The following is a 19,208-nucleotide window of genomic DNA, read 5'->3' on the forward strand; positions in this document are numbered from 1 at the left end:
GGCCTGGCGTTCGCCTGTCACCGTCGGGCCCTCGGGGCCTGGCTGCAAGCGCAATTGGGCGGGGTGTTTGCCGAGCTGGATCTGACCGACGCCGCGCTGGTGACCACCGGCCATCACGGCCTGGCAAGAGGCAGCCTGGGGCGTTGGCTGACGAAAGGCAAGGTTGGGGCTGAGGACGATGGCATGCTGACGGATTGGCTGGGACGTCCTGACGCTGCTTCCGTGGTGGTGGCCATGCCCGACTGGCGCGATGTGGTCTGGCCCGTTTGGCGAGACGGTGTGGTGCAGTGGGCGTGGGTCCGTCATGACGGATTGCACGTCAAGCAGGACGCGGCGCCGCACGGCTTGTCGGACCTTACCCTGTCCAAGGTGTTGCAGCGTGAGGGCTGCGAGATGCAGGTCTCCAACTTGTCTGGCGATGTGGCGAGGCAGGTGTTGTCAACGGTGCTGAAGGTGGATTGGCTGGGCTTGGTGGCCATTGGCCTGGGAGTGACGCAGCGCGGTGCTCTCTTGGCGAAGGACTTCGCCGGTTTGCGTCGACAAGGCGGTGCCACGATTGATCAGCATCCGGCGGTGCAAACCATGTTGGGCGAGATCCATGCCGCAGAGAGGATGGTGTCTGGCTTGCTGAGAATCTGCCAGGTGCCCGTTCAGGAGGTGGATCTGCAGGATGTGGTGACGATCCGCATGCAGGCCTGCGAAGCCTTGGTGCACGCCAATCATCAGGTGATCCAGGTGCATGGCGGTGTGGGCTACATGCGTGATGCCGGCCCCGAGCGCCTGCTGCGAGATCAAAACATGTTGCGGCAACTGAGTGGTGGCGTGTGGGGGCTGCCCATGGCCTTGCAGGCCTTGCAAGAGGAGATCGCATGATGCGTGATCGCATTCATCTGGACGGACATCTGGCCTTGAACCATGCGCTGTCCCCGCGCTGGCAATTTGAGCAATTGCCCGCTTTGAGTCGGTGGGCGACGGCCTATCCTCAACTGGATCTGTGGGAGACCGATACCCGGCACTTGCCAGCGGCCTTGCGTGCGCTGCGGCGTCGCGCCAAAGACTTTGCGGTGCAGCATCTGCAGCCCTTGTCCGCCAAGATGGATCTGGCGCCACACCTGCCTGCCGGTGCGTGTCACCCGGAGTTGGCCGCCCTGCTGTCCGAGGCCGGGCGCCAGGGGTGGCTGAGCTATGTGTTGCCCGCGCCGCTCGGGGCGATGTCGTGGCGCGCCATGCCGTACGCCATGATCTGGCAATGCAGCTTGGTGGTGGAGGAGTTCTCGGCTGCCTGCGGTGGGTTGATGCTGCTGTTGTCGGCCCATCACCTGGGCACCATGCCGATTCTGGTCTCGGGTGAGATCAGCAAGATCTGGAAGTTCTTGCGCCCGGTCTACCAGTCGTGTCAGCGTGGTGAGCCGCACCTCATGGCCTTTGCCATCACCGAGCCCGGTGCAGGTTCGGACGCCGAAGACGGGCATGGTGCTGCGCAGTACCGGCCGGGCGTGGTGGCTCGACCGGTGCCCGGGGGCTGGTTGCTGAATGGACGCAAGTGCTACATCAGCGGCGGGGACCTGGCCAAGTCGATGACGGTGTTTGCGGCACTGGCGGGCGAGGACATGTCGTCGTGGACGTGCTTTCACGTTCGGGCCGACAGCCCGGGCTTCAAGGTGGTTCGCACAGAACTCAAAATGGGCATGCGCGCTTCTGGAGCGGCCGAGCTGGAGTTCTCCGATGTGTTCGTGCCCGACGATGCGGTCATCGGTGGCTTGCGTCGCGGCTGGGTGCTCAATCGCGCCACGCTCAATGCCTCGCGCATTCCGGTGGCCGCCATGGGCGTGGGCTTTGCCCGTGCTGCCACCGAGGTCGCCATTGAGTTTGCGCGCACCTATCGCTTGGGCGGCAAGCCACTCATCGATTACCAGGAAGTGCAACTGCACCTTGCCACCATGCTGGCAGAGACGCGTGCCCTGCGCAGCATGGTGTGGCAAGAGGCGCGTCATGGATGGACGCCACGCCAGCTGCAGGCGTCGGCGTGCAAGTTCCATGCGACGGATCGAGCTCAGCGCATCTGTGAGATGGCAATGGACCTGTTGGGCGATCACGGATGTGCGCACGAGGCGCGCATTGAGCGGATCGCGCGCGATGTGCGACTCACCCGCATTTTTGAAGGCACGAACCAGATCAACCGGCTGTCCTTGATGGAGGACTGGCAGGCGCAGTTGCTGGATACCGAACACCCCGTAGGAGTATGAGATGACCCCTTCCCCCTGGAACCAAGACATCTTTTTTCAGTACCCCGTGACCCCCTTCCAGACCAGTTGCGGCGAGATCGACCTGCCCATTCTGTATTTCGATTGCTCGATTGCCATGGCGCTTTTTCTGGTCGATCTCGACAAGGCTGCGACGCTGGTGCAGGACCCGGAACTGGCCGTGGTGCCTTTTGCCGGCGGCAAAGCCATGGTGGGCGTGGCGTTTTACGAATACCGGCGTACCGCCATTGCGCCGTACAACGAGGCAGGCATTGCGATCGCCGTGGCCCCCAAAGGTGCCGCCGTGCCCACGATGCCATGGCTGTCTTACCTGCGTCCGCTGGACAAGAACCCGCTGGGCTTTCATGTGGTCGACCTCCCGGTGACCACCGATGCCGCGTGTGCCGCAGGCAAGGAAGTGTGGGGCTATCCCAAGTTTGTGACCCCCATTCGGTTCCAACGCCAGGGGCGGCAATTCACCGGCATCGTGACCGATCCGGTTGATCAATCGGACCTGATCCGTGTCGACGGGTGTGCCGGCTTGGGCGTGGCCGGCCCTCTGCTGGACCTGGTTCTGTACTCCAGGCTGGACGGGCCGTTGTTGCGCACGCTGGTCAACACGCGTGGCGGGGCAGAAATGCGCTTGCCAGGCAGCCTGCGCTTGCATGTGTCGTCCACATCGCGCCACCCCATGGCACAGCGTCTGCGCGCGCTGGGCCTCGACGGCGCGAAGCCGTTTTGCGCCAGCATGAGTGATCGTTTGCAGTTGCGGCTCAATGCGGGGGCCCCGGTGCCATCACGCTGAATGACCTGAGCGCAGGCTGGGACTTCAGCCTGCGTCATGTGCCTGTCATGGTCGTCCATCAAGGTGGCGAGCCTTTGGCTTACTTGGTGTTACATCATGACAGTTCAGAATTCTCGGCGACAGTTTGTGATTCAACTGGGCGCACTGGCCGCCGTCGGGAGCAGCGGCATGGCGTTGACCGGCTGCGGTGGTGGCGACGATGCCCCCGAGTTCAACTACGGCGTGGCCAGCGGCGACCCATTGAGCGACCGCGTGATCTTGTGGACGCACGCCAAGTATCCCGACAGCGACGGCATGGTCGACCTGACCTGGGAAGTCGCCACCGACAACACCTTCAAGACGGTGGTGAGCCGTGGCGCGGCCCAGGCCACATCGGCAACCGCCTTCACGGTCAAAGTGGATGCCACGGGTCTCAGTCCCGCGACGGAGTATTTCTATCGCTTCCGTCAGGGCAGCCATCAGTCGGCCATTGGTCGCACGCGCACCTTGCCCACCGGAACGGTGAGTGAAGTGGTGCTGGCGGTGTTCTCTTGTGCGAACTACCCGGCTGGCTACTTCAATGTCTACGCAGAAGCAGCCAAGTCCAACGCACAGTTCGCCATCCATCTGGGCGACTACATCTATGAATACGGCGCCACCAATGCCGACGGTTCTCCCGCCTATGCCTCGGCGCAGGCCAAGAGTCTGGGGCGGGTGGTTGAGCCAACGTCCGAATTGCTGACGCTCAATGACTACCGTCGTCGCCACGCGCAGTACAAGTCCGACCCCGACGCGAAGACCTTGCATGCCCGCATGCCGATGATTGCGGTGTGGGACGACCATGAAGTGGCCAACGACAGCTACAAGGATGGGGCCGAGAACCACGATGCCGCCACCGAAGGCTCTTTTGCGGCGCGCAAGCAGGCCGCCATGCAGGCGTATCACGAGTGGATGCCCATTCGCACCGGCAGCGACGCATCGGTGATCTTCCGTTCCTTCGACTTTGGCAACCTGCTCAGCCTGCACATGCTCGACACCCGTCTGTACGGCCGCGACAAGCAGGTGACGTTCAGCGAGTTGCTGGACCCGAGCACGGCCGCTTCGGCCACCGCGACCTTGTCGTCGTCGACGCGCCAAATGATGGGCGCTTCGCAGGTGTCCTGGTTGCAAGGGAAGCTGGCAGCCTCGACGGCCACCTGGCAGGTGTTGGGTCAGCAAGTGCTGATGGCGCGCATGGCCTTCCCCTTGTCCATCCTCAACGCACTGAATCCCGAGAACACGTCGCCTGAAGCGCTGGCTGCAGCACAGGCCGCGATCAACGCGTACCTGACGGCCAAAGCCACTCCTGCGGCTTCTCGCACGCCCGAGCAGCAAGCCCTGATGTCGCAAACCAAACTGGGCTACAACCTGGATGCCTGGGACGGCTACCCCGCGGCGCGCGAGACCCTCTTGATGACGGCCTACAGCTTGGGCAAGCGCCTCGTTTGTCTGGCCGGTGACACCCACAACGCGTGGCATGCGGACTTGACCCTGGCTGGCTACGCGGATTCCGCACTGGCCGGTGTCAAGGTGGGCGAAGAGTTTGCGACCAGCAGCGTCAGCTCCCCCGGTCTGGAAGAGTACCTGTCTGCCTTGCCGCCCGCGCAGATCAAAGGCATTTTTGAAGGCGTGGTGGATGACCTGCATTGGATGGACCCATCTCGCCGCGGCTTCCTCAAGATGACGTTCACACCGAGTGCGGCCACCGGGGCATGGGTCTTCGTCGACAGCATCACCTCGCACACCTACAGCGTGGCCACGCCGACCTCCGATGAGGTTCGCTCCTTTAGCCTGATGGGTTGAAGCGTCAGCAGCAGGGGCGTGGTATGACCGTGTTGCAGCGCAGTTGGGCTGTGTCGTCTTTTGCAGAGCCGCCCGTGCATGCCATGCGCATGCGATCCGGGCGGTGGGCGGCCTGGTCCGCGCGCGTACGTTGGTGGCTGAGTGCGCCGTGGCGGCAATCATTGACGTCCGCGTTGATGATTGAGCCGGCCTGGCAGGCCTTGGTGCTGGACAACCCCTTGTGCCTGCGCCCCGTGATGCGCTGCTATGTGGACCGACTCGTGCCCCTGTGGCGACGGCCCGGCTGGGCCGCAGCGGATTTCGCTGCGGCGAGTCAGCATTTTTCGACGCGCCAGAAATTGGATCTGGCGGCGGGCCGCGAGAGCATCTTGCTGGACTTGGGGGAGGGCTTCCGGCTTGAGTTGGCCTTCAACAGCCTGTACCCCGAAGAAGGCTTGTGGACCTTGCGACTGGTGCACGGCGAGGCCACGCACGTGTTCCAGCTGACCTTCAGCTTCTTGCCGCATGGCCGGATGTTGGTGGGCTCGGTACAAGGTGGCGCCTCGACCGAGACGACCCATGCACCGGAGGTGATCAAGCGCTTCACCAAGCACTTCCACGGACTGCGTCCGCAGGTCTTTCTGGTCGAAGCGTTGGGGGAGCTGGCGCAAAGATGGCGCCAGTCGGTCAGCTTCGTGTCACCCCGGTATCAGGCCAAGAGCCGGTGGTACCGGGTACCCAAAGGCATCTCGTTTGACTACGAGGCCTTGTTTCGGGACTGTGGCATGGTGCCCAAAGGGGCCGGCCGCTGGGGCTTGCTGCTACCGATGCCTCGCCGCGAGATGAGCGACATCGATGCACGCAAACGTGCCATGTATCGTCGGCGCTATGCATGGCTGGACGATGTCGCGCAGCGCCTGCGTGGGGGCTCGGACGTGTGACAAGGTGGGCCCCCATCAGATCTTAAGCGCGGCGGGGACGGCTGGCAGCACCGGGATGGTGCGCGGCACGGTGGCACACAACTTGCGTGTAATTGACCGTGCCCCAACGTGTTGTCGCGTCGTGGGGCGTCACGGATTCCGCTAACGGCGGCGGAAAGCAGTCCGGTGGTTCTGATTTGTAGAGCACCGATTCAGTTCTGCTTTCTCCGGATGTCGATCAAAGGCCTGAGGCCAGATCGGCATGCACCGGAACGAAGCTGTCGTTTGTTTGCGCCCCGCGCACCTTAGTCGGAGTCCCTATGAAAATCGTCGTTGTTGGCCATGGCATGGTCGGGCACAAGTTCCTGGAAAGCCTGGCAGAGACCGGCTTGAAGGATGTGGAAGTCACGGTGCTGTGCGAAGAGCCGCGCCCCGCCTACGACCGAGTGCACCTGTCTGAATACTTCTCGGGCAAAACAGCGGATGACTTGTCGCTGGTCGAATCCGGCTTTTTCGAGCGCACGGGCTTCAAGCTGCGTCTGGCTGCCAAGGCCGTGGCCATCGAGCGCCGCACCAACACGGTGACCACCGCCGACGGCGAAACCCTGCAGTACGACAAGCTGGTGTTGGCCACCGGCTCGACGCCCTTCGTGCCGCCCATCAATGGCCGTGACCGCGAGAAGTGCTTTGTCTACCGCACCATCGAAGACCTGGAGGGCATGAAGGCCGCCGGGGCCAAGGCCAAGAATGGCGTGGTGGTGGGCGGTGGCTTGCTGGGGCTGGAGTGCGCCAAGGCCCTGCGTGACATGGGGCTGGAGACCCATGTGGTCGAGTTTGCCCCGCGCCTGATGGCCGTGCAGGTGGACGAGGGCGGTGGCCGCGTGCTGCGTCACAAGATTGAAGAACTGGGCGTGCACGTGTTGACCAGCCACAGCACCGTCAAGATCGTGGACGGCGCCGAGCACAAGCACCGCATGATGTTTGAAGACGGCAGCTACCACGAGACCGACATGATCGTGTTCTCGGCCGGTATCCGCCCTCGTGATGAACTGGCCCGCCAGTGTGTGCTGGCCATTGGCCCGCGCGGTGGTGTGGTGATCGACGATCACTGCCGCACCAGTGACCACCACATCTACGCCATTGGCGAGTGCGCCTCCTGGCAGGATCAGACCTTTGGTCTCGTGGCGCCGGGCTATGACATGGCCCGTGTGGTCGCCAAGCACATCGCAGGCGATGAGTCGGCCGCCTTCACGGGTGCCGACATGAGCACCAAGCTCAAGCTCATGGGCGTGGACGTGGCCTCGATTGGCGATGCCCATGCCAAGACCCCGCACTGCCGCACCTTCCAGTACGTGGACGAGGTCAAGCAGGTTTACAAGAAGATGGTGGTCAGCCAGGACGGCAAGCAGTTGCTGGGCGCCGTGCTGGTGGGCAATGCCGATGAATACGGCACCTTGCTGCAGATGACCCTCAACCAGATCCCGCTGCCAGAGGATCCCGAATTCCTGTTCCTGCCCGCCAGCGATGGCAAGGCCAAACCCGGCCTGGGTCCTGACGCCTTGCCGGACAGCGCCCAGATCTGCTCGTGCAACAGTGTGAGCAAGGGCCAGATTTGCTCGGCCGTGGGCGAAGGCATCACCAGCATCGCGGACCTGAAGGCGTGCACCAAAGCTGGCGCCACCTGCGGCGGCTGCGTGCCCCTGGTGACCCAGGTCATGAAGGCCGAGATGAAAAAGCGCGGCATGGCGGTCAACAACCATGTCTGCGAACACTTTGCCTACTCGCGTCAGGAGCTGTACCACCTCATCCGCGTGGGCCAGATCAAGACCTTTGACGAATTGCTGGCCAAGCACGGCAAGGGCCTGGGTTGCGATATCTGCAAGCCCACGGCGGCCAACATCCTGGCATCGGTCTGGAACGACTTTGTCCTCAAGAAAGACCTGGCCCGTCTGCAAGACAGCAACGACTACTTCCTGGGCAACATCCAGAAGGATGGCACCTACTCGGTGGTGCCGCGCATGGCTGGAGGCGAAGTCACGCCCGATGGCTTGATTGCCGTGGGGCAGATCGCCAAGAAGTACGGGCTGTACACCAAGATCACCGGCGGCCAGCGTGTGGACATGTTTGGTGCACGCGTTGAGCAACTGCCCCTGATCTGGGAAGAGCTGATCGCCGCAGGGTTCGAGTCGGGGCACGCCTATGGCAAGTCGTTGCGCACCGTGAAGAGCTGCGTGGGCTCGACCTGGTGCCGCTATGGGGTGGACGACAGCGTGGGCCTGGCCGTGGAGCTGGAAAACCGATACAAGGGCCTGCGCGCGCCACACAAGATCAAGTTCGGCGTGTCGGGCTGCACCCGCGAGTGTGCCGAAGCGCAAGGCAAGGACATCGGTGTCATCGCCACCGAAAAGGGCTGGAACCTGTACATCTGCGGCAACGGCGGCATGAAGCCCCGTCACGCCGAGCTGTTCGCCTCGGATCTCAGCAAGGCCGATCTGATCAAGCTGATCGACCGTGTGCTGATGTTCTATGTGCGCACCGCCGATCGCCTGCAGCGCACCAGCACCTGGCGCGAGAACCTGGAAGGGGGTCTGGATTACCTCAAGGGCGTCCTCCTCGACGACAACCTGGGCCTCAACGCGGAGCTGGAAGCCCAGATGCAGCATGTGGTCGACACCTACCAGTGCGAGTGGAAGACGGCCATCACCGATCCGGAAACCCGCAAGCGCTTCCGTTCCTTCGTCAACAGCGACGTGAAGGACGAGCGCATCGTGTTTGTGAAGGAGCGTGGCCAGATCCGTCCGGCGCGTGCAGACGAACGTGCCGATGCATCGGCCGAGGCTGCGGTCTAAGCCAGGGAACAGGAGAGAGAGATGAATGCCGTCATGAAAATGGATGCGCCCGCTGTGGGGCTGTGGACCGACGTGTGTGGTGCCGACGAGATCTGGCCGGACACCGGGGTGTGCGCGTGGGTGGAAGGGCGCCACGTGGCGGTCTTCCGCGTGGGCCAGGAGCAGTACTTCGCCATCGACAACGTGGACCCCAAGTCTGGGGCCAGCGTGCTGTCACGCGGTCTGGTGGGCAATCTGGGTGAGCGGGTGGTCGTGGCCTCGCCGCTCTACAAGAACCACATTGACCTGCGCACGGGCGAGTGCCTGGAAGACCCAAGCTGTAGCGTGGCCGCCCATTCATTGCGTGTCGCGGGGGGACGCATCGAGGTGGCCATCACCTGACTGGAGGTGATGAGCTCATCTCTGCGCGCAAATTGGCGACAATGGCCGCAGAGCGTCTTTGTGTTGTTGCCATGCCTGTGTCTGTGTCTCAATTCGTCTTACGTGCCCGACAGCTGGAGCTGGAAGCGCTGCAGCAACTGGCGGTGCGCATCGATCTGGTGGATCTGGTCGGGCAGTTGATTCACGCGCTGCAGCATGAACGCGGTGCGACCAGCATTTATCTGGCCTCGTCGGGCGAGCGGTTTGTGCCGGAGCGGCAGGCCGCCATGTCGGCATCCCAACAGATCGAGCAGGCACTCCATGCTGGCTTGTCGGCCCAGTTGCTGCCGGAGCAGGGCGCGTCGGCCAAGATGCTGTCCTTGATGGCATGGGTGGCACTGGACCTGGATGCGCTCACGGATTTGCGTTCTCGCGTGGCGCAGCGAAGCTGCTCCGCACATGACGCTGTGGCCGCCTTCAGCGGTGTGATCGCGGGCTTGCTGGAATTGATCGTGTTGGTGGCCGATGCCGCTTCCAACCCGGCGATTTCCAGATTGCTGGTGGCTTTTGTGCACCTTGTGCAAGGCAAGGAGGCGGCTGGGCAGGAACGTGCCGTCGGCGCTCAGCTGTTCGCTTCGGGGCAGTGTGACGAGGCCGAGCAGCAGCGCGTGGTCCAACTCATTGAAGCACAAGAGCGTGGTCTGAGTGTCTTTGAAGAGTTTGCCGACACGGCCCTGAAAGAGCGTTGGCAATGCTACCAACTGGTGCCCAACATGGCGCAGCTGGAGCGCTTGCGCCGCACCCTGTGCGTGACGCGTGACGGTGCGGCCTTGGACCCGTCCATGAGTGAGAACTGGTTTGCGGCCGCCACCGCCCGCATCACCGAGATGTGGCAGATTCAGTCTGAGCTGGTGGCGTGTTTGTCGGGCGCGTGCGCCACGCAGATCGAGCAGGCGAAACAAAGTTTGCAAGATTCCGAGAGTCTCGTCACGCAGTTGAAAGCCAATCCCCCGCAGCATGCCTTGGCCGTGGCGCGTTTCTTCCAGACCAAGTCAGGGCAGCAGGGCGTGCCCGCGTTGCCACTCAAGCTGGATTCGGAGACCAAACCCGCGCCCAGCGCCGCGACCGATCCCTCCATGCACGTGCTGCTGGATGTGCTCAAAACGCAATCGGCGCGACTTGCCAGCATGGAGGTCGAGCTGGAGAGTGCACGCCGTGCGTTGCACGAGCGCAAGTTGATTGAGCGGGCCAAGGGCGTGCTCATGGCGCGATTGGGTTTGACGGAAGACGCCGCTTTCCGTGCCTTGCAAAAGGCCTCCATGGATCACAACCGCAAACTGCTGGACGTGGCGCAGGCGACCTTGTCGCTGCCCGATGTTGTGTTTGGCGAACGTGCCGGAGATGCCACCAAGCGGTGAGCGACCTGACGTAACATGTGGCGCATGATCAAGGCGCGACAGACTCTTGCCAGTCTCCTGTGTGTGGCCAGCTTCGCAGCGTGGGCGCAGGGGCAGCCCCCCGCCAAGCCTGCCGGGGATCCGTTTTACGCCGAGGCCTCTGATTGCACGGCAGCCTTGAAGGCGCGCGTGGTCGAGCGGCAAGCACAGCCGCGTTCCGCTGCCCGGGACAAAGCCATCCTCTCGGACACCGAGTTGGGGTTCGCCTTCATCGGGGTGGCCTACAAGAAAGGCCTGCGTAATCCGGAGGCGGATCAGATGCTGCAAGCCGCTGAAGCCCGATGGAAGGCGCTGCGCAAGGCGGATCAGCAAGCGCGCCAGCAAACCTGCACCACCAAAGGGCAGCAGCTCATGCGCGACCTGTCGGTGCTGGAGCGATTTGTGGTCCGCAACCGGGCCCAAGCGCGCGTTGACAAGTTGCTCGACAAGGACGGTGCCGCGTCCAAGGCGCCTTGAAGCACGTCCCTCGGCTGCGTGGCCTCAGAGGCAACGCAGCGCCAGAGCAGCCACCAAGGTGGGCGGCAGTGCGGCCAGCAGCAGGCCCAGCGGCTGTATGGCCTTGTCGGTGAACACGTCTTTCAGGATGGCGGCGCCAGCCGGGTTGGGTGCGTTGGCAATCAAGGTCAGCCCCCCGCCGGTGACGGCACCCCCCACCAAGGCCAGCTTGAAGTCCATGGGCAAGCCTTGAACCAGTGAACCCAGATAAGTCAGCGCGGCGTTGTCGGTGATGGCCGTCAGTGCAGTGGCCCCCCAGTACACCGTGTCGCTGCTCATGGACATCAACACGGGCTCCAGCCACCACTGTTGCAAGCCCCCCAGCACCACCAGCCCGCCCAGGAAGAAGGCCACGAGCAAGGCCTCACGCAGGATCAGTGGGTTCTGATGGCGCGGATAGGCCTGCGCAATGCCCAGGAAAAACAGGAACAGCCCCATGAACACGGCGGGATGGTGCGCAAAGGCCACCACCAGCGCCAAAAAAGCCAGATGCGTGATCACCAATGTCCAGGGGGCCGACCCGGCTTCGGCCACAGCAGGTGGGGGCGCTTGCCGCAGTTCTTGCTGGCACACCAAGGTGGCCAGGGCGGCGTTCAGTGCCACGGCGATCGCGGACTTCCAGCCGAAATGGGTCAACATGAAAGTCAGATCCCAGCCCCAGGTCCCTGCCACCATCAGCACGGGCGGCGCCGCAAAGTGGGTGAGGGTGCCGCCGATCGAAATGTTGACGAACAGCACCCCCAAGGTCACATATTGAAGGCGGGTGGACGGCTTGTGTGCCAGCGAGGTGTCCCTCAGCATGAGTGCGGCCATCGTCATGGCGGCGGGCTCGGTGATGAACGAGCCCAGCAAGGGCACCAGTGACAACAGCAGAAAGTACAGCGCGACGGGCTGCGGCAAGGGCAAGCCGCGGGCGATCAGCCGGACCAGACTGCCGGCCAACTGCAGGATGGGGCGAGTGGCCGCGATCACCATGATGGCGAACACAAACAGCGGCTCGGTGAAGTTGCGAGACTCGATGTAGTGGATGGCCGCCTCGCCACCGCTGCTGCCAAACATCACCAGCATCAGGACCAGCGCCCAGAAGCCGAAGACCACCTCGACTTCGCCCAACAGGTGCCAGATGCCAGCATGGCGAGGCTGACGGTGCGCCAGGCGTTCAAAGAACTTGGTCGAAAACGTGTGCAAGACGGCCAGACCAAATAGGATGGCGCCCGTCAGTTGGATGAAGGTGGGTTGATTCATGTGACGAGTATCCGTGGTCGTCGCGTGGTTTGCGGCATGCAGGGAAATGATCGTGGCATAGTCTGCCATGTATCTTTTTGCAACGCTGCCGCGAGAAATCGTTCTCGGTGCAGTCGAGTTGGCAGGCCTGGTGTCACGTTGAGGCATGACGAGCAGGCACACTGAGGACGCACACAATTTCAGGATGGAGCACCCCAGTTCAGCGTGAATGGGGTGGAAGTTGCGATCAGCATGAGCTCTGCACGCGCCCGCACGCCCTATTCACGCGGTCTGTTGATCGCGGTGGCTCTCTTTTTGTTTTTTGATCTCAGCGCGATTGCATTGAACTTCTGGCAGTCGCTGGAGGTGGAGCGTGGTGCGGTGGCCATCAACCTGGCCGGGCGACAGCGGATGTTGTCGCAACGCATGGCCAAGTCGCTGCTCCAAATGGAGCATGACCTGCAGTTCGGACTGTCGACCGACCGCGCGCAGCGCGAGTTGCGCGACGCGTATGCGCTGTTTGATGGCACCCTGAGCGGCTTTGCAGAGGGGCGCGACACGCTCGATGGATACGGTCGGCCTGTGTATCTGGAGCCGGTCCGCGCCAGCAGCGTGACGGTGGTGCTGGAGGAGGCCATGACCTCATGGGCACCCTGGCGCAGCCATTTGAAGCGCGTGATGGATGCCCGCCCCGATCAGCTGCCACAGGTGATCGGCCCTGCGATGCCGTATGCCCGGGCCGACAACTTGCTGTTGCTGGATCAGATGAACCGCCTGACCGGTGCCCTGGAGGCGTGGACACAGCAAGAAGCCGGGCGCATCCGATTGCTGCTGGGGGTCACCTTCTCTCTGGCGTTGGGCACCTTTTTCTTTTCCATGTGGCTGTACGCCAAGCGGATGCAGATGACCCGCTTGCAGCATGACCTGCTGGATGAGGTGCTGCACAAGGTGTCTGCGGCCGTGGTGGTGCTGGACACCGATGCGGACACGATCTTTCGCACCAATGACACCATGGCCCGCATGTTCGGCTATGGTGAAGAGGCCTTGGTGGGGCTGCGTGTGAGCACGTTGTTGCGGCCACAGGGTGAGGATCTGGTGGGGCATCGTTCTGATGGCAGTACCTTCATCGCCAGCACCGAACGTCATGAAGCGATGTGGGAATCGCGCAAGCTGTTCGTGGAAACCGTGATGGACGTGACCACCCAGCGCAGCACCGAGGCGCATCTGAGCGGCCTGGCCTACAACGATCCTTTGACCAACTTGCCCAATCGCCTGTTGTTTGATGATCGCCTGCAAGTTGGCATGGCCCGCGCACGTCGTGAGCACGGCCGCCTGGGCTTGTTGTTCATGGATCTGGACGGGTTCAAGGCCGTCAATGACGCACATGGCCACGATGTGGGTGACCTCTTGCTCAAGGCCGTGGCGATGCGCCTGCAGCAAGCCCTCCGCGCCAGTGACACGGTCTCTCGCCGAGGTGGCGACGAGTTCACGCTCATCCTGCACGACGTGGCCGATCGCGAGGCTTGCCAGCGCGTGGCCGACAGCCTGACGGATCAACTCACTGCGCCATTCGTGCTGCAAGGGCAGTCCCTGCGCGTGGGCGCCAGCATCGGCATTGCCGTGTTCCCCGACGATGGGGGCGATGCCGATGCGCTCATGGCGGTGGCCGATTCGGACATGTATCGCAGCAAACGTGAGCGCAGCACGGTCGTGCGTGCTTGAGCGCGAGATGGTGTTTTCTCGCGGTTGCGGGATGGGGCAATGCGCGTACGCTTGGCGCATGGGCCCACAGCTTGGCGCGCCCTGAAAGAGGATGCTCGATGTCGCAGACGCCTGCTTTTGTCTCGGATGACTTGTTTGACCTGGCGCCCGTGCCGCTGTCATGGACGCCCATGTCGGCGGACGGCACCCCGATCGCTTCGTACTGGAACCGGGCCTGGTGTGACACGTTTGGCTATGCGTTTGCGCACATTCAGGGCAAGCAAGGCAATGCGTTCAACCTCTGGCGGGATGAGCCGTTGCGTGAGACTGTGTTGGCCCGGGCCCATGCCGAAGGCACCAAACAAGTGGTCGAGGCGGACATGCGGGTGGCCGACGGTCGATGGCTGCGTGTCATCGTCACGGTGCAGGCAGTCCATGTTCAGGGCCAATACAGCCTGTTGACGGCCTACCAGGACGTCACGGCACAACGAGAACTGGACGAGGAGCGCGCCCGAGCTGAATCCAGCCTGCGAGAGTTCCGCGAGATGGTGGAGAGCGCGAACGACGCCATGCTGCTCGTGGAAGACTTCTACATCATCGAGTGCAATCCTGCGGCAGAGCGGCTCTATGGTTTGCCCAGAGAACGGCTGATCGGCTCTCGCCCCCAGGATCTGTCCCCGGGGCATCAGCGTGACGGGGCCAGCTCCGATGAGGCGGCCGTGGCCTTGCTGACCAAGGCCTTGTCGGGCGAGCGCCAGCAGTTTCGGTGGCAGCACAAGCGACCGGATGGCAATGTGTTCACTGCCGAGGTCACGCTCAACCCGGCGCGCGCCATGCATTGGCCCGGCGAGTCGCCCCGCTTGCGAACGGTGGTTGTGCTGCGAGACGTGACCGAGTCAGAGCGTGCGGCCCAAGCGCTTCAGGCCAGTGAGCAGCGGTTTCGTCAACTCTTCGAGCGTGCGCCGGTGGATGCGAGCGGTCCTGTGCATGCCATCAACCGGCGATGGAGCGAGCTGTTTGGTTATGAAATCGATGAAGTGCCCACCATTGATGCGTGGTGGGCCAAGGCGTATCCGGACGAGGCTTATCGTGTCCGTGCACAGACAGCATGGCAAATGGGTTTGAGCGCGGTGGCTCAGCCTGGCGGTGAAATTCGTCCGACCGAATTCCGTGTGCGATGCCACGACGGGCAGCATCGCCATGTACTCATCGGTGGCGCCATGATTGGCAGGGAGCTGATGACCAGTTTTTACGATGTCACCGACATTCGTATGGCCCAGCGTGAATTGGAGGAGCTCAATGCCACCCTGGAGAAACGGGTGGACGAGCGGACGGAAGCCTTGCGCACGGCCATCGACGATTTGAAGAAAACCCGTGATGACCTGGTTCGGTCCGAAAAGCTGGCCAGCCTGGGGGCGTTGGTGGCTGGTGTGGCGCACGAGTTGAACACGCCCATTGGCAACGCGGTCATGGTGGCCAGCACTTTGGCCGACCACAACAAGCGATTTGCCGAGCAGGTGCAACTGGGGTTACGCCGCTCGGTGCTGGAGCAGTTCCTGGCGAACTGGCAAGAGTCCACCGAGGTCATCGAGCGCAATCTGCGCCGTGCGGCCGAGTTGATCGCCAGCTTCAAGCAGGTGGCCGTTGACCAGTCCAGCTACCAGCGTCGTCCGTTTGAACTGGCGGAGGTGATCCACGAGATGCGCCTGACGCTGAGTCCCACGCTGCGGCGCAGCCAAGTCGAGCTGGAGGAAGATGTGGCCAGTCCCGTACGGATGGACAGCTATCCCGGCCCGCTGACGCAGGTGCTCATGAATCTCGTGAACAACGCGGTGGCGCATGCCTTTGAGCACGTGACGCAGCCCAAGGTGGTGCGAATCGTGTGTCGCATGCAGGATGCGCAGCGTGTCCGCATTCAAGTGCAGGACAACGGCTGCGGCATCGACGAGGCCAATCTGGCGCGCATTTTCGATCCGTTCTTCACGACCAAAATGGGGCGGGGCGGCTCCGGACTGGGTTTGCACATTGTGTACACCCTGGTGACGGATCTGTTGGGTGGCACCGTCCAGGCTCAGAGTCAAAAGGGGCAAGGCAGTTGCATCACCCTGGAGTTGCCCTTGGTGGCGCCAGACAAGAATGCGGCACTGGGGTGAGCGTTCAACCGAACAGGTAGGCCAGAACCCACGCCACGACTTCAAAGCCGATCAACATGCTGAAGACGATGGACGACACCATGGCGCCCGCTGCAGCCCCACCGTAGTTGCTGTGGCGGGTGCGCAAGAACATGACCAGCGGCACGGCGCAGCACAGGACGGGATAGCCCAGCAGGGTCGCCCAGTACACCCAGCCGGATCGCGTGGCGAAAATCCAGGCCAGACCTGCCGTGACGACCAAACTCATCACCGGCAGGATGTGATCGAATAAGTCCAGCTTGAACGCGCGTGACATCTCAGGCTCCCGTGACGATCGATAGGCTCGAAAAGAGCCTAGCACCCGGGAAGCACGCGCGATCTGATTTACTTCAGGTCGATGATGAATTGATCTCGGGCGCGGCGCACCTTCTTCAGGTTGACGAGCCAGTCGCCCTCGGCGGCGCGGTAGCCCAGAGGCAGGAGCACCACCGAGCGCAGGCCTCGTTCACGCAGGCCCAGGATGTCGTCCACCTTGGCGGGGTCGAAGCCTTCCATGGGGGTGCAGTCCACTTCCTCGTCAGCGGCGGCGATCAAGGCCGAACCCAGACCAATGTAGGCCTGACGTGCGGCATGCTGGTAATTGGTTTCTGCATCGCGCTTGGGATAGGTGTTGAGCAGCATCTGACGATAGGCCTCCCAGCCTTCGTTCTTGAAGCCGCGTTCTTCGTTGACCAAGTCAAACATGCTGTTGATGCGCTCGGGGGTGTAGTTGTCCCAGGCCGCAAAGACCAGCAAGTGAGAACAGTCGGTGATCTGTCCCTGATTCCAGGCGTGGGGCTTGATCTGCTCGCGCAAGGCTGGGTTGGTGACCAGCAGAACCTGATAGGGCTGCAAGCCACTGGAGGTGGCGGTCAAACGCACCGCTTCCAGGATGCGCTCAACCTTGTCTTCGGGCACCGCCTTGGCGGGGTCCATCTTCTTGGTTGCGTAGCGCCATTGCAGTTTGTTCAGCAGATCAGACATGTCGACGGGTCTTTCAGATGAAGGGATGACAACGCGCCCTTCAGGGCACATGGACGCCATGTTCTCAACTCTTTTCCAGGTTCGTGACCGTAGGGGCTTTGCGCAGGAAGGCTGACTGTGTTAATTCGGCCCTTGGATCAGGGTGGTTTCAGCTCGTCAGAGGGTAGTCCCCCTAGGCAGTTGCTGCAGAGGCGTGGCAAAACATCACTGGCGACTGTTTGATGCATGCCGCTGGTTGAACCCCGGAGGGCGCCCATGAGCCACACACTGTTTCACGACCCTGACCCCTTGAGCGTGGTGCGAGCCGGTCGCTGGTTTTCGCAGCTGACGCAGGCGCAGTCCGAAGCCTTGCTGGCGTGCTCGCAGGTGCGGTATGCGGCAGCCGGCGAAGCCCTCTTTGTTCGGGGCGACGAATTCTGTGGCTTGTATTGCGTGTTGCAAGGGCGTGTGCGCCTGAGCATGCCCGATGCGCAGGACCACGACAAAGTCATCGGTTGGGTCCGACCCTCCCAATGGTTGGGTGAGTTGTCGCTGTTTGATCGCCAGCCCCGCGCGCTGGATGCCATCGCCGACTTGCCGACGGCCCTTCTGCATCTGAGCACCGCTGACATCGATGAATTGCTCATGCAGGAGCCGACCATGGTGACCGCTTTGGGTCAGCTGCTGGCCAGCAAGTTGCGCGTGATCATTCAAGGACTGGCCAGCGATGAGCCCTGGCCTCAGCACATTCGCAAGATTGCCAAGACCGCCCCCGCCGCCAGCGGGGCGCGCGTGCTGCCCTTTGCTCGCCGCACCTCAAAGTGAAGCCGGGGCTGCCAACGGCAGCGTGAACATGAAGCGAGCGCCTTCACCGGCTTGACTGTGCGCCCAGATGCGTCCGCCATGCCGCTCCACAATGCGGCGCACAATGCTCAGCCCCACGCCATGGCCTTCAAAATCGCCTGCGTGCTGGCGCTGGAAGGGCTGAAAGAGTTGCGCGGCTTGTTCTGCACTGAAGCCAACACCGTTGTCCTGGATGTAGATGACGATTTCGCCGTCCTGCCTCAGGCTACCGACCTCGACCTGCGGGCGTTCACGTGTCCGGCTGAACTTGATGGCGTTGCTGAGCAGGTTGATGAACACCTGGCTGAGCAAATCCGGATCGGCGAGGACCACAGGGAGGGGGCGGCGAATGACCACCGGCGGTGGCGGTGCACTCGGGTCGGCATCCCGCAGGCGGTCCACCATCACCGGCACGAACTCATTCAAGGCCAGGGGCTGTTGCGCCAACGGCGTGTTGTCGACGCGAGCCAAAGCCAGTAGTGCGGACACCAGTCTGGCCGACGACTCGGCTTGTGCCTGGATGGCGGCCAGCAAGCGCTCGGCCTTGTCGACATCCTGATGGCCCAATGCGTCTCGCGCGATCTGCGCGATGCCTGCGATGCCGCCCAGCGGGCCACGCAAGTCGTGCGACACGCTCCGGTTGAAGCTCTCGAGGCCGTCCACCATCTGCCGCAATTCAGCCGTGCGGGCCGCGACCCGCAGTTCGAGTGACTCATTGAGCTCTCTCAGCGCGCGCTCTGCCGAGGTGCGTTGGACCAGTTCGGTCCGTACCAGCCGCTGGGCGCGCATCAGGCCTGTGCTCAGCAGGGTGATGCCCGCAATCGCGGTGGGAATGGCCGCCAGGTAGCGCAGCAGCGTGGCGTCCAGCCAGCCCATCATGGAGGCGCACACAAAGGCCGGAAACAGAATCATGGTGACGAACACCAGGCCATGTCCCGAGTTGGGCTCATGGCTGGTCGCCCATGCGGCCATGATGGCCCACCCGGTCACGAATACGGCAAAGACGATACCGGCCTGCATCACGCTCAGCCCCGGCACCGCACCCCATAGCAGCGAGGCGACAGCGCCGGTGATCGCAATCCAGCGGATGGCATGTGCTGCGCGAGGGTGCAGCCCGATGTAGTGGCTCATGCCTTCGGTCATGGCAATGAGCGAGGGCGTGAGAAACACCATGGCCCAGGTGCTGGTCAGACCGTGAGCCGGCTGGGTCAGCGGGTGGAGCGCATAGCGCAGGGTGTGGAAGAGAAAGGCAATCGCGAACCATGCGGCCCAAGGCTGATGGTTGTCTCGCCACTGCAAGGCATACAGCAGGGTGAGGGTCCCCAAAGACAGGGACCCGACCAGGGCATACAGCTCATGAGGTGACATGGCTTCTCC

16 protein-coding genes are annotated in these 19,208 nt (G+C 62.9%); 12 read left to right on the plus strand and 4 right to left on the minus strand.

Annotation, left to right across the window (positions count from 1 at the left end; genetic code table 11):
• From ACMV18_RS10515 to ACMV18_RS10555, 9 genes are all read left to right on the plus strand, one after another.
• The coding region (locus ACMV18_RS10515) for an acyl-CoA dehydrogenase family protein (protein WP_420817804.1) at positions 1-873 on the plus strand (873 nt) is incomplete at its 5' end.
• Positions 870-2,246: an acyl-CoA dehydrogenase family protein gene (locus ACMV18_RS10520; RefSeq protein WP_420817805.1), complete on the plus strand. Its 1,377-nt coding sequence runs from the start codon at positions 870-872 to the stop codon at positions 2,244-2,246. The genes ACMV18_RS10515 and ACMV18_RS10520, both read left to right, overlap by 4 nt.
• A 1-nt stretch (position 2,247) precedes the next feature.
• Complete coding sequence (locus tag ACMV18_RS10525) at positions 2,248-3,048, plus strand: acetoacetate decarboxylase family protein (RefSeq protein ID WP_420817806.1); 801 nt, start codon at positions 2,248-2,250, stop codon at positions 3,046-3,048.
• Positions 3,049-3,144: 96 nt separating this feature from the next.
• On the plus strand, positions 3,145-4,869 hold the full coding sequence (locus tag ACMV18_RS10530) for an alkaline phosphatase D family protein (RefSeq protein WP_420817807.1): 1,725 nt from the start codon (positions 3,145-3,147) through the stop codon (positions 4,867-4,869).
• 23 nt (positions 4,870-4,892) lie between these two features.
• On the plus strand, positions 4,893-5,789 hold the full coding sequence (locus ACMV18_RS10535; protein WP_420817808.1) for a DUF535 family protein: 897 nt from the start codon (positions 4,893-4,895) through the stop codon (positions 5,787-5,789).
• Positions 5,790-6,088: 299 nt separating this feature from the next.
• A complete protein-coding gene (gene nirB, locus ACMV18_RS10540) occupies positions 6,089-8,617 on the plus strand; it encodes a nitrite reductase large subunit NirB (RefSeq protein ID WP_420817809.1) in 2,529 nt (842 codons plus the stop codon).
• A gap of 21 nt (positions 8,618-8,638) precedes the next feature.
• The gene (gene nirD / locus ACMV18_RS10545) at positions 8,639-8,998 is read left to right on the plus strand and encodes a nitrite reductase small subunit NirD (RefSeq protein WP_420817810.1); all 360 of its coding nucleotides are present in this window, start codon (positions 8,639-8,641) and stop codon (positions 8,996-8,998) included.
• Positions 8,999-9,069: 71 nt separating this feature from the next.
• Complete coding sequence (locus ACMV18_RS10550) at positions 9,070-10,395, plus strand: nitrate- and nitrite sensing domain-containing protein (RefSeq protein WP_420817811.1); 1,326 nt, start codon at positions 9,070-9,072, stop codon at positions 10,393-10,395.
• 15 nt (positions 10,396-10,410) lie between these two features.
• A complete protein-coding gene (locus ACMV18_RS10555; protein ID WP_420817812.1) occupies positions 10,411-10,890 on the plus strand; it encodes a hypothetical protein in 480 nt (159 codons plus the stop codon).
• A gap of 24 nt (positions 10,891-10,914) precedes the next feature.
• On the opposite strand, the gene ACMV18_RS10560 is transcribed toward ACMV18_RS10555, so the two are convergent.
• On the minus strand, positions 10,915-12,174 hold the full coding sequence (locus ACMV18_RS10560; protein WP_420817813.1) for a putative Na+/H+ antiporter: 1,260 nt from the start codon (positions 12,172-12,174) through the stop codon (positions 10,915-10,917).
• Between the two features lie 231 nt (positions 12,175-12,405).
• Between ACMV18_RS10560 and ACMV18_RS10565 the strand changes: the two genes are divergently transcribed.
• Both ACMV18_RS10565 and ACMV18_RS10570 read left to right on the plus strand, forming a co-directional pair.
• Positions 12,406-13,875, plus strand: a complete 1,470-nt coding sequence (locus ACMV18_RS10565; RefSeq protein ID WP_420817814.1) for a diguanylate cyclase domain-containing protein — start codon at positions 12,406-12,408, stop codon at positions 13,873-13,875.
• A gap of 98 nt (positions 13,876-13,973) precedes the next feature.
• On the plus strand, positions 13,974-16,007 hold the full coding sequence (locus ACMV18_RS10570) for a PAS domain S-box protein (RefSeq protein WP_420817815.1): 2,034 nt from the start codon (positions 13,974-13,976) through the stop codon (positions 16,005-16,007).
• Between the two features lie 4 nt (positions 16,008-16,011).
• Here ACMV18_RS10570 and ACMV18_RS10575 read toward each other — a convergent pair whose 3' ends face one another.
• The gene (locus tag ACMV18_RS10575; protein WP_420817816.1) at positions 16,012-16,302 is read right to left on the minus strand and encodes a hypothetical protein; all 291 of its coding nucleotides are present in this window, start codon (positions 16,300-16,302) and stop codon (positions 16,012-16,014) included.
• A 68-nt stretch (positions 16,303-16,370) separates the two neighbouring features.
• Positions 16,371-17,009: an NAD(P)H-dependent oxidoreductase gene (locus tag ACMV18_RS10580; protein WP_374257125.1), complete on the minus strand. Its 639-nt coding sequence runs from the start codon at positions 17,007-17,009 to the stop codon at positions 16,371-16,373.
• Between the two features lie 255 nt (positions 17,010-17,264).
• On the opposite strand from ACMV18_RS10580, the gene ACMV18_RS10585 reads away from it, so the two are divergent.
• A complete protein-coding gene (locus ACMV18_RS10585) occupies positions 17,265-17,813 on the plus strand; it encodes a Crp/Fnr family transcriptional regulator (protein ID WP_420817817.1) in 549 nt (182 codons plus the stop codon).
• Here the strand turns inward: ACMV18_RS10585 and ACMV18_RS10590 are convergent.
• On the minus strand, positions 17,805-19,199 hold the full coding sequence (locus tag ACMV18_RS10590) for a sensor histidine kinase (RefSeq protein WP_420817818.1): 1,395 nt from the start codon (positions 19,197-19,199) through the stop codon (positions 17,805-17,807). The two genes, ACMV18_RS10585 and ACMV18_RS10590, sit on opposite strands and share 9 nt — an antisense overlap.
• Positions 19,200-19,208: the final 9 nt, after the last annotated feature.

This window comes from Aquabacterium sp., from assembly GCF_048860245.1.
In the GTDB taxonomy this organism is placed as follows: domain Bacteria; phylum Pseudomonadota; class Gammaproteobacteria; order Burkholderiales; family Burkholderiaceae_C; genus Aquabacterium.

Bases quoted from the DNA above. Each gene is read 5' to 3' on its own strand.
- nirB (WP_420817809.1), top strand. From the start codon at position 6,089: ATGAAAATCGTCGTTGTTGGCCATGGCATGGTCGGGCACAAGTTCCTG.
- ACMV18_RS10570 (WP_420817815.1), top strand. From the start codon at position 13,974: ATGTCGCAGACGCCTGCTTTTGTCTCGGATGACTTGTTTGACCTGGCG.
- ACMV18_RS10575 (WP_420817816.1), bottom strand. From the start codon at position 16,302: ATGTCACGCGCGTTCAAGCTGGACTTATTCGATCACATCCTGCCGGTG.
- ACMV18_RS10580 (WP_374257125.1), bottom strand. From the start codon at position 17,009: ATGTCTGATCTGCTGAACAAACTGCAATGGCGCTACGCAACCAAGAAG.
- ACMV18_RS10585 (WP_420817817.1), top strand. From the start codon at position 17,265: ATGAGCCACACACTGTTTCACGACCCTGACCCCTTGAGCGTGGTGCGA.
- ACMV18_RS10535 (WP_420817808.1), top strand. From the start codon at position 4,893: ATGACCGTGTTGCAGCGCAGTTGGGCTGTGTCGTCTTTTGCAGAGCCG.
- ACMV18_RS10555 (WP_420817812.1), top strand. From the start codon at position 10,411: ATGTGGCGCATGATCAAGGCGCGACAGACTCTTGCCAGTCTCCTGTGT.
- ACMV18_RS10560 (WP_420817813.1), bottom strand. From the start codon at position 12,174: ATGAATCAACCCACCTTCATCCAACTGACGGGCGCCATCCTATTTGGT.
- ACMV18_RS10520 (WP_420817805.1), top strand. From the start codon at position 870: ATGATGCGTGATCGCATTCATCTGGACGGACATCTGGCCTTGAACCAT.
- ACMV18_RS10550 (WP_420817811.1), top strand. From the start codon at position 9,070: ATGCCTGTGTCTGTGTCTCAATTCGTCTTACGTGCCCGACAGCTGGAG.
- ACMV18_RS10565 (WP_420817814.1), top strand. From the start codon at position 12,406: ATGAGCTCTGCACGCGCCCGCACGCCCTATTCACGCGGTCTGTTGATC.
- ACMV18_RS10525 (WP_420817806.1), top strand. From the start codon at position 2,248: ATGACCCCTTCCCCCTGGAACCAAGACATCTTTTTTCAGTACCCCGTG.
- nirD (WP_420817810.1), top strand. From the start codon at position 8,639: ATGAATGCCGTCATGAAAATGGATGCGCCCGCTGTGGGGCTGTGGACC.
- ACMV18_RS10590 (WP_420817818.1), bottom strand. From the start codon at position 19,199: ATGTCACCTCATGAGCTGTATGCCCTGGTCGGGTCCCTGTCTTTGGGG.
- ACMV18_RS10530 (WP_420817807.1), top strand. From the start codon at position 3,145: ATGACAGTTCAGAATTCTCGGCGACAGTTTGTGATTCAACTGGGCGCA.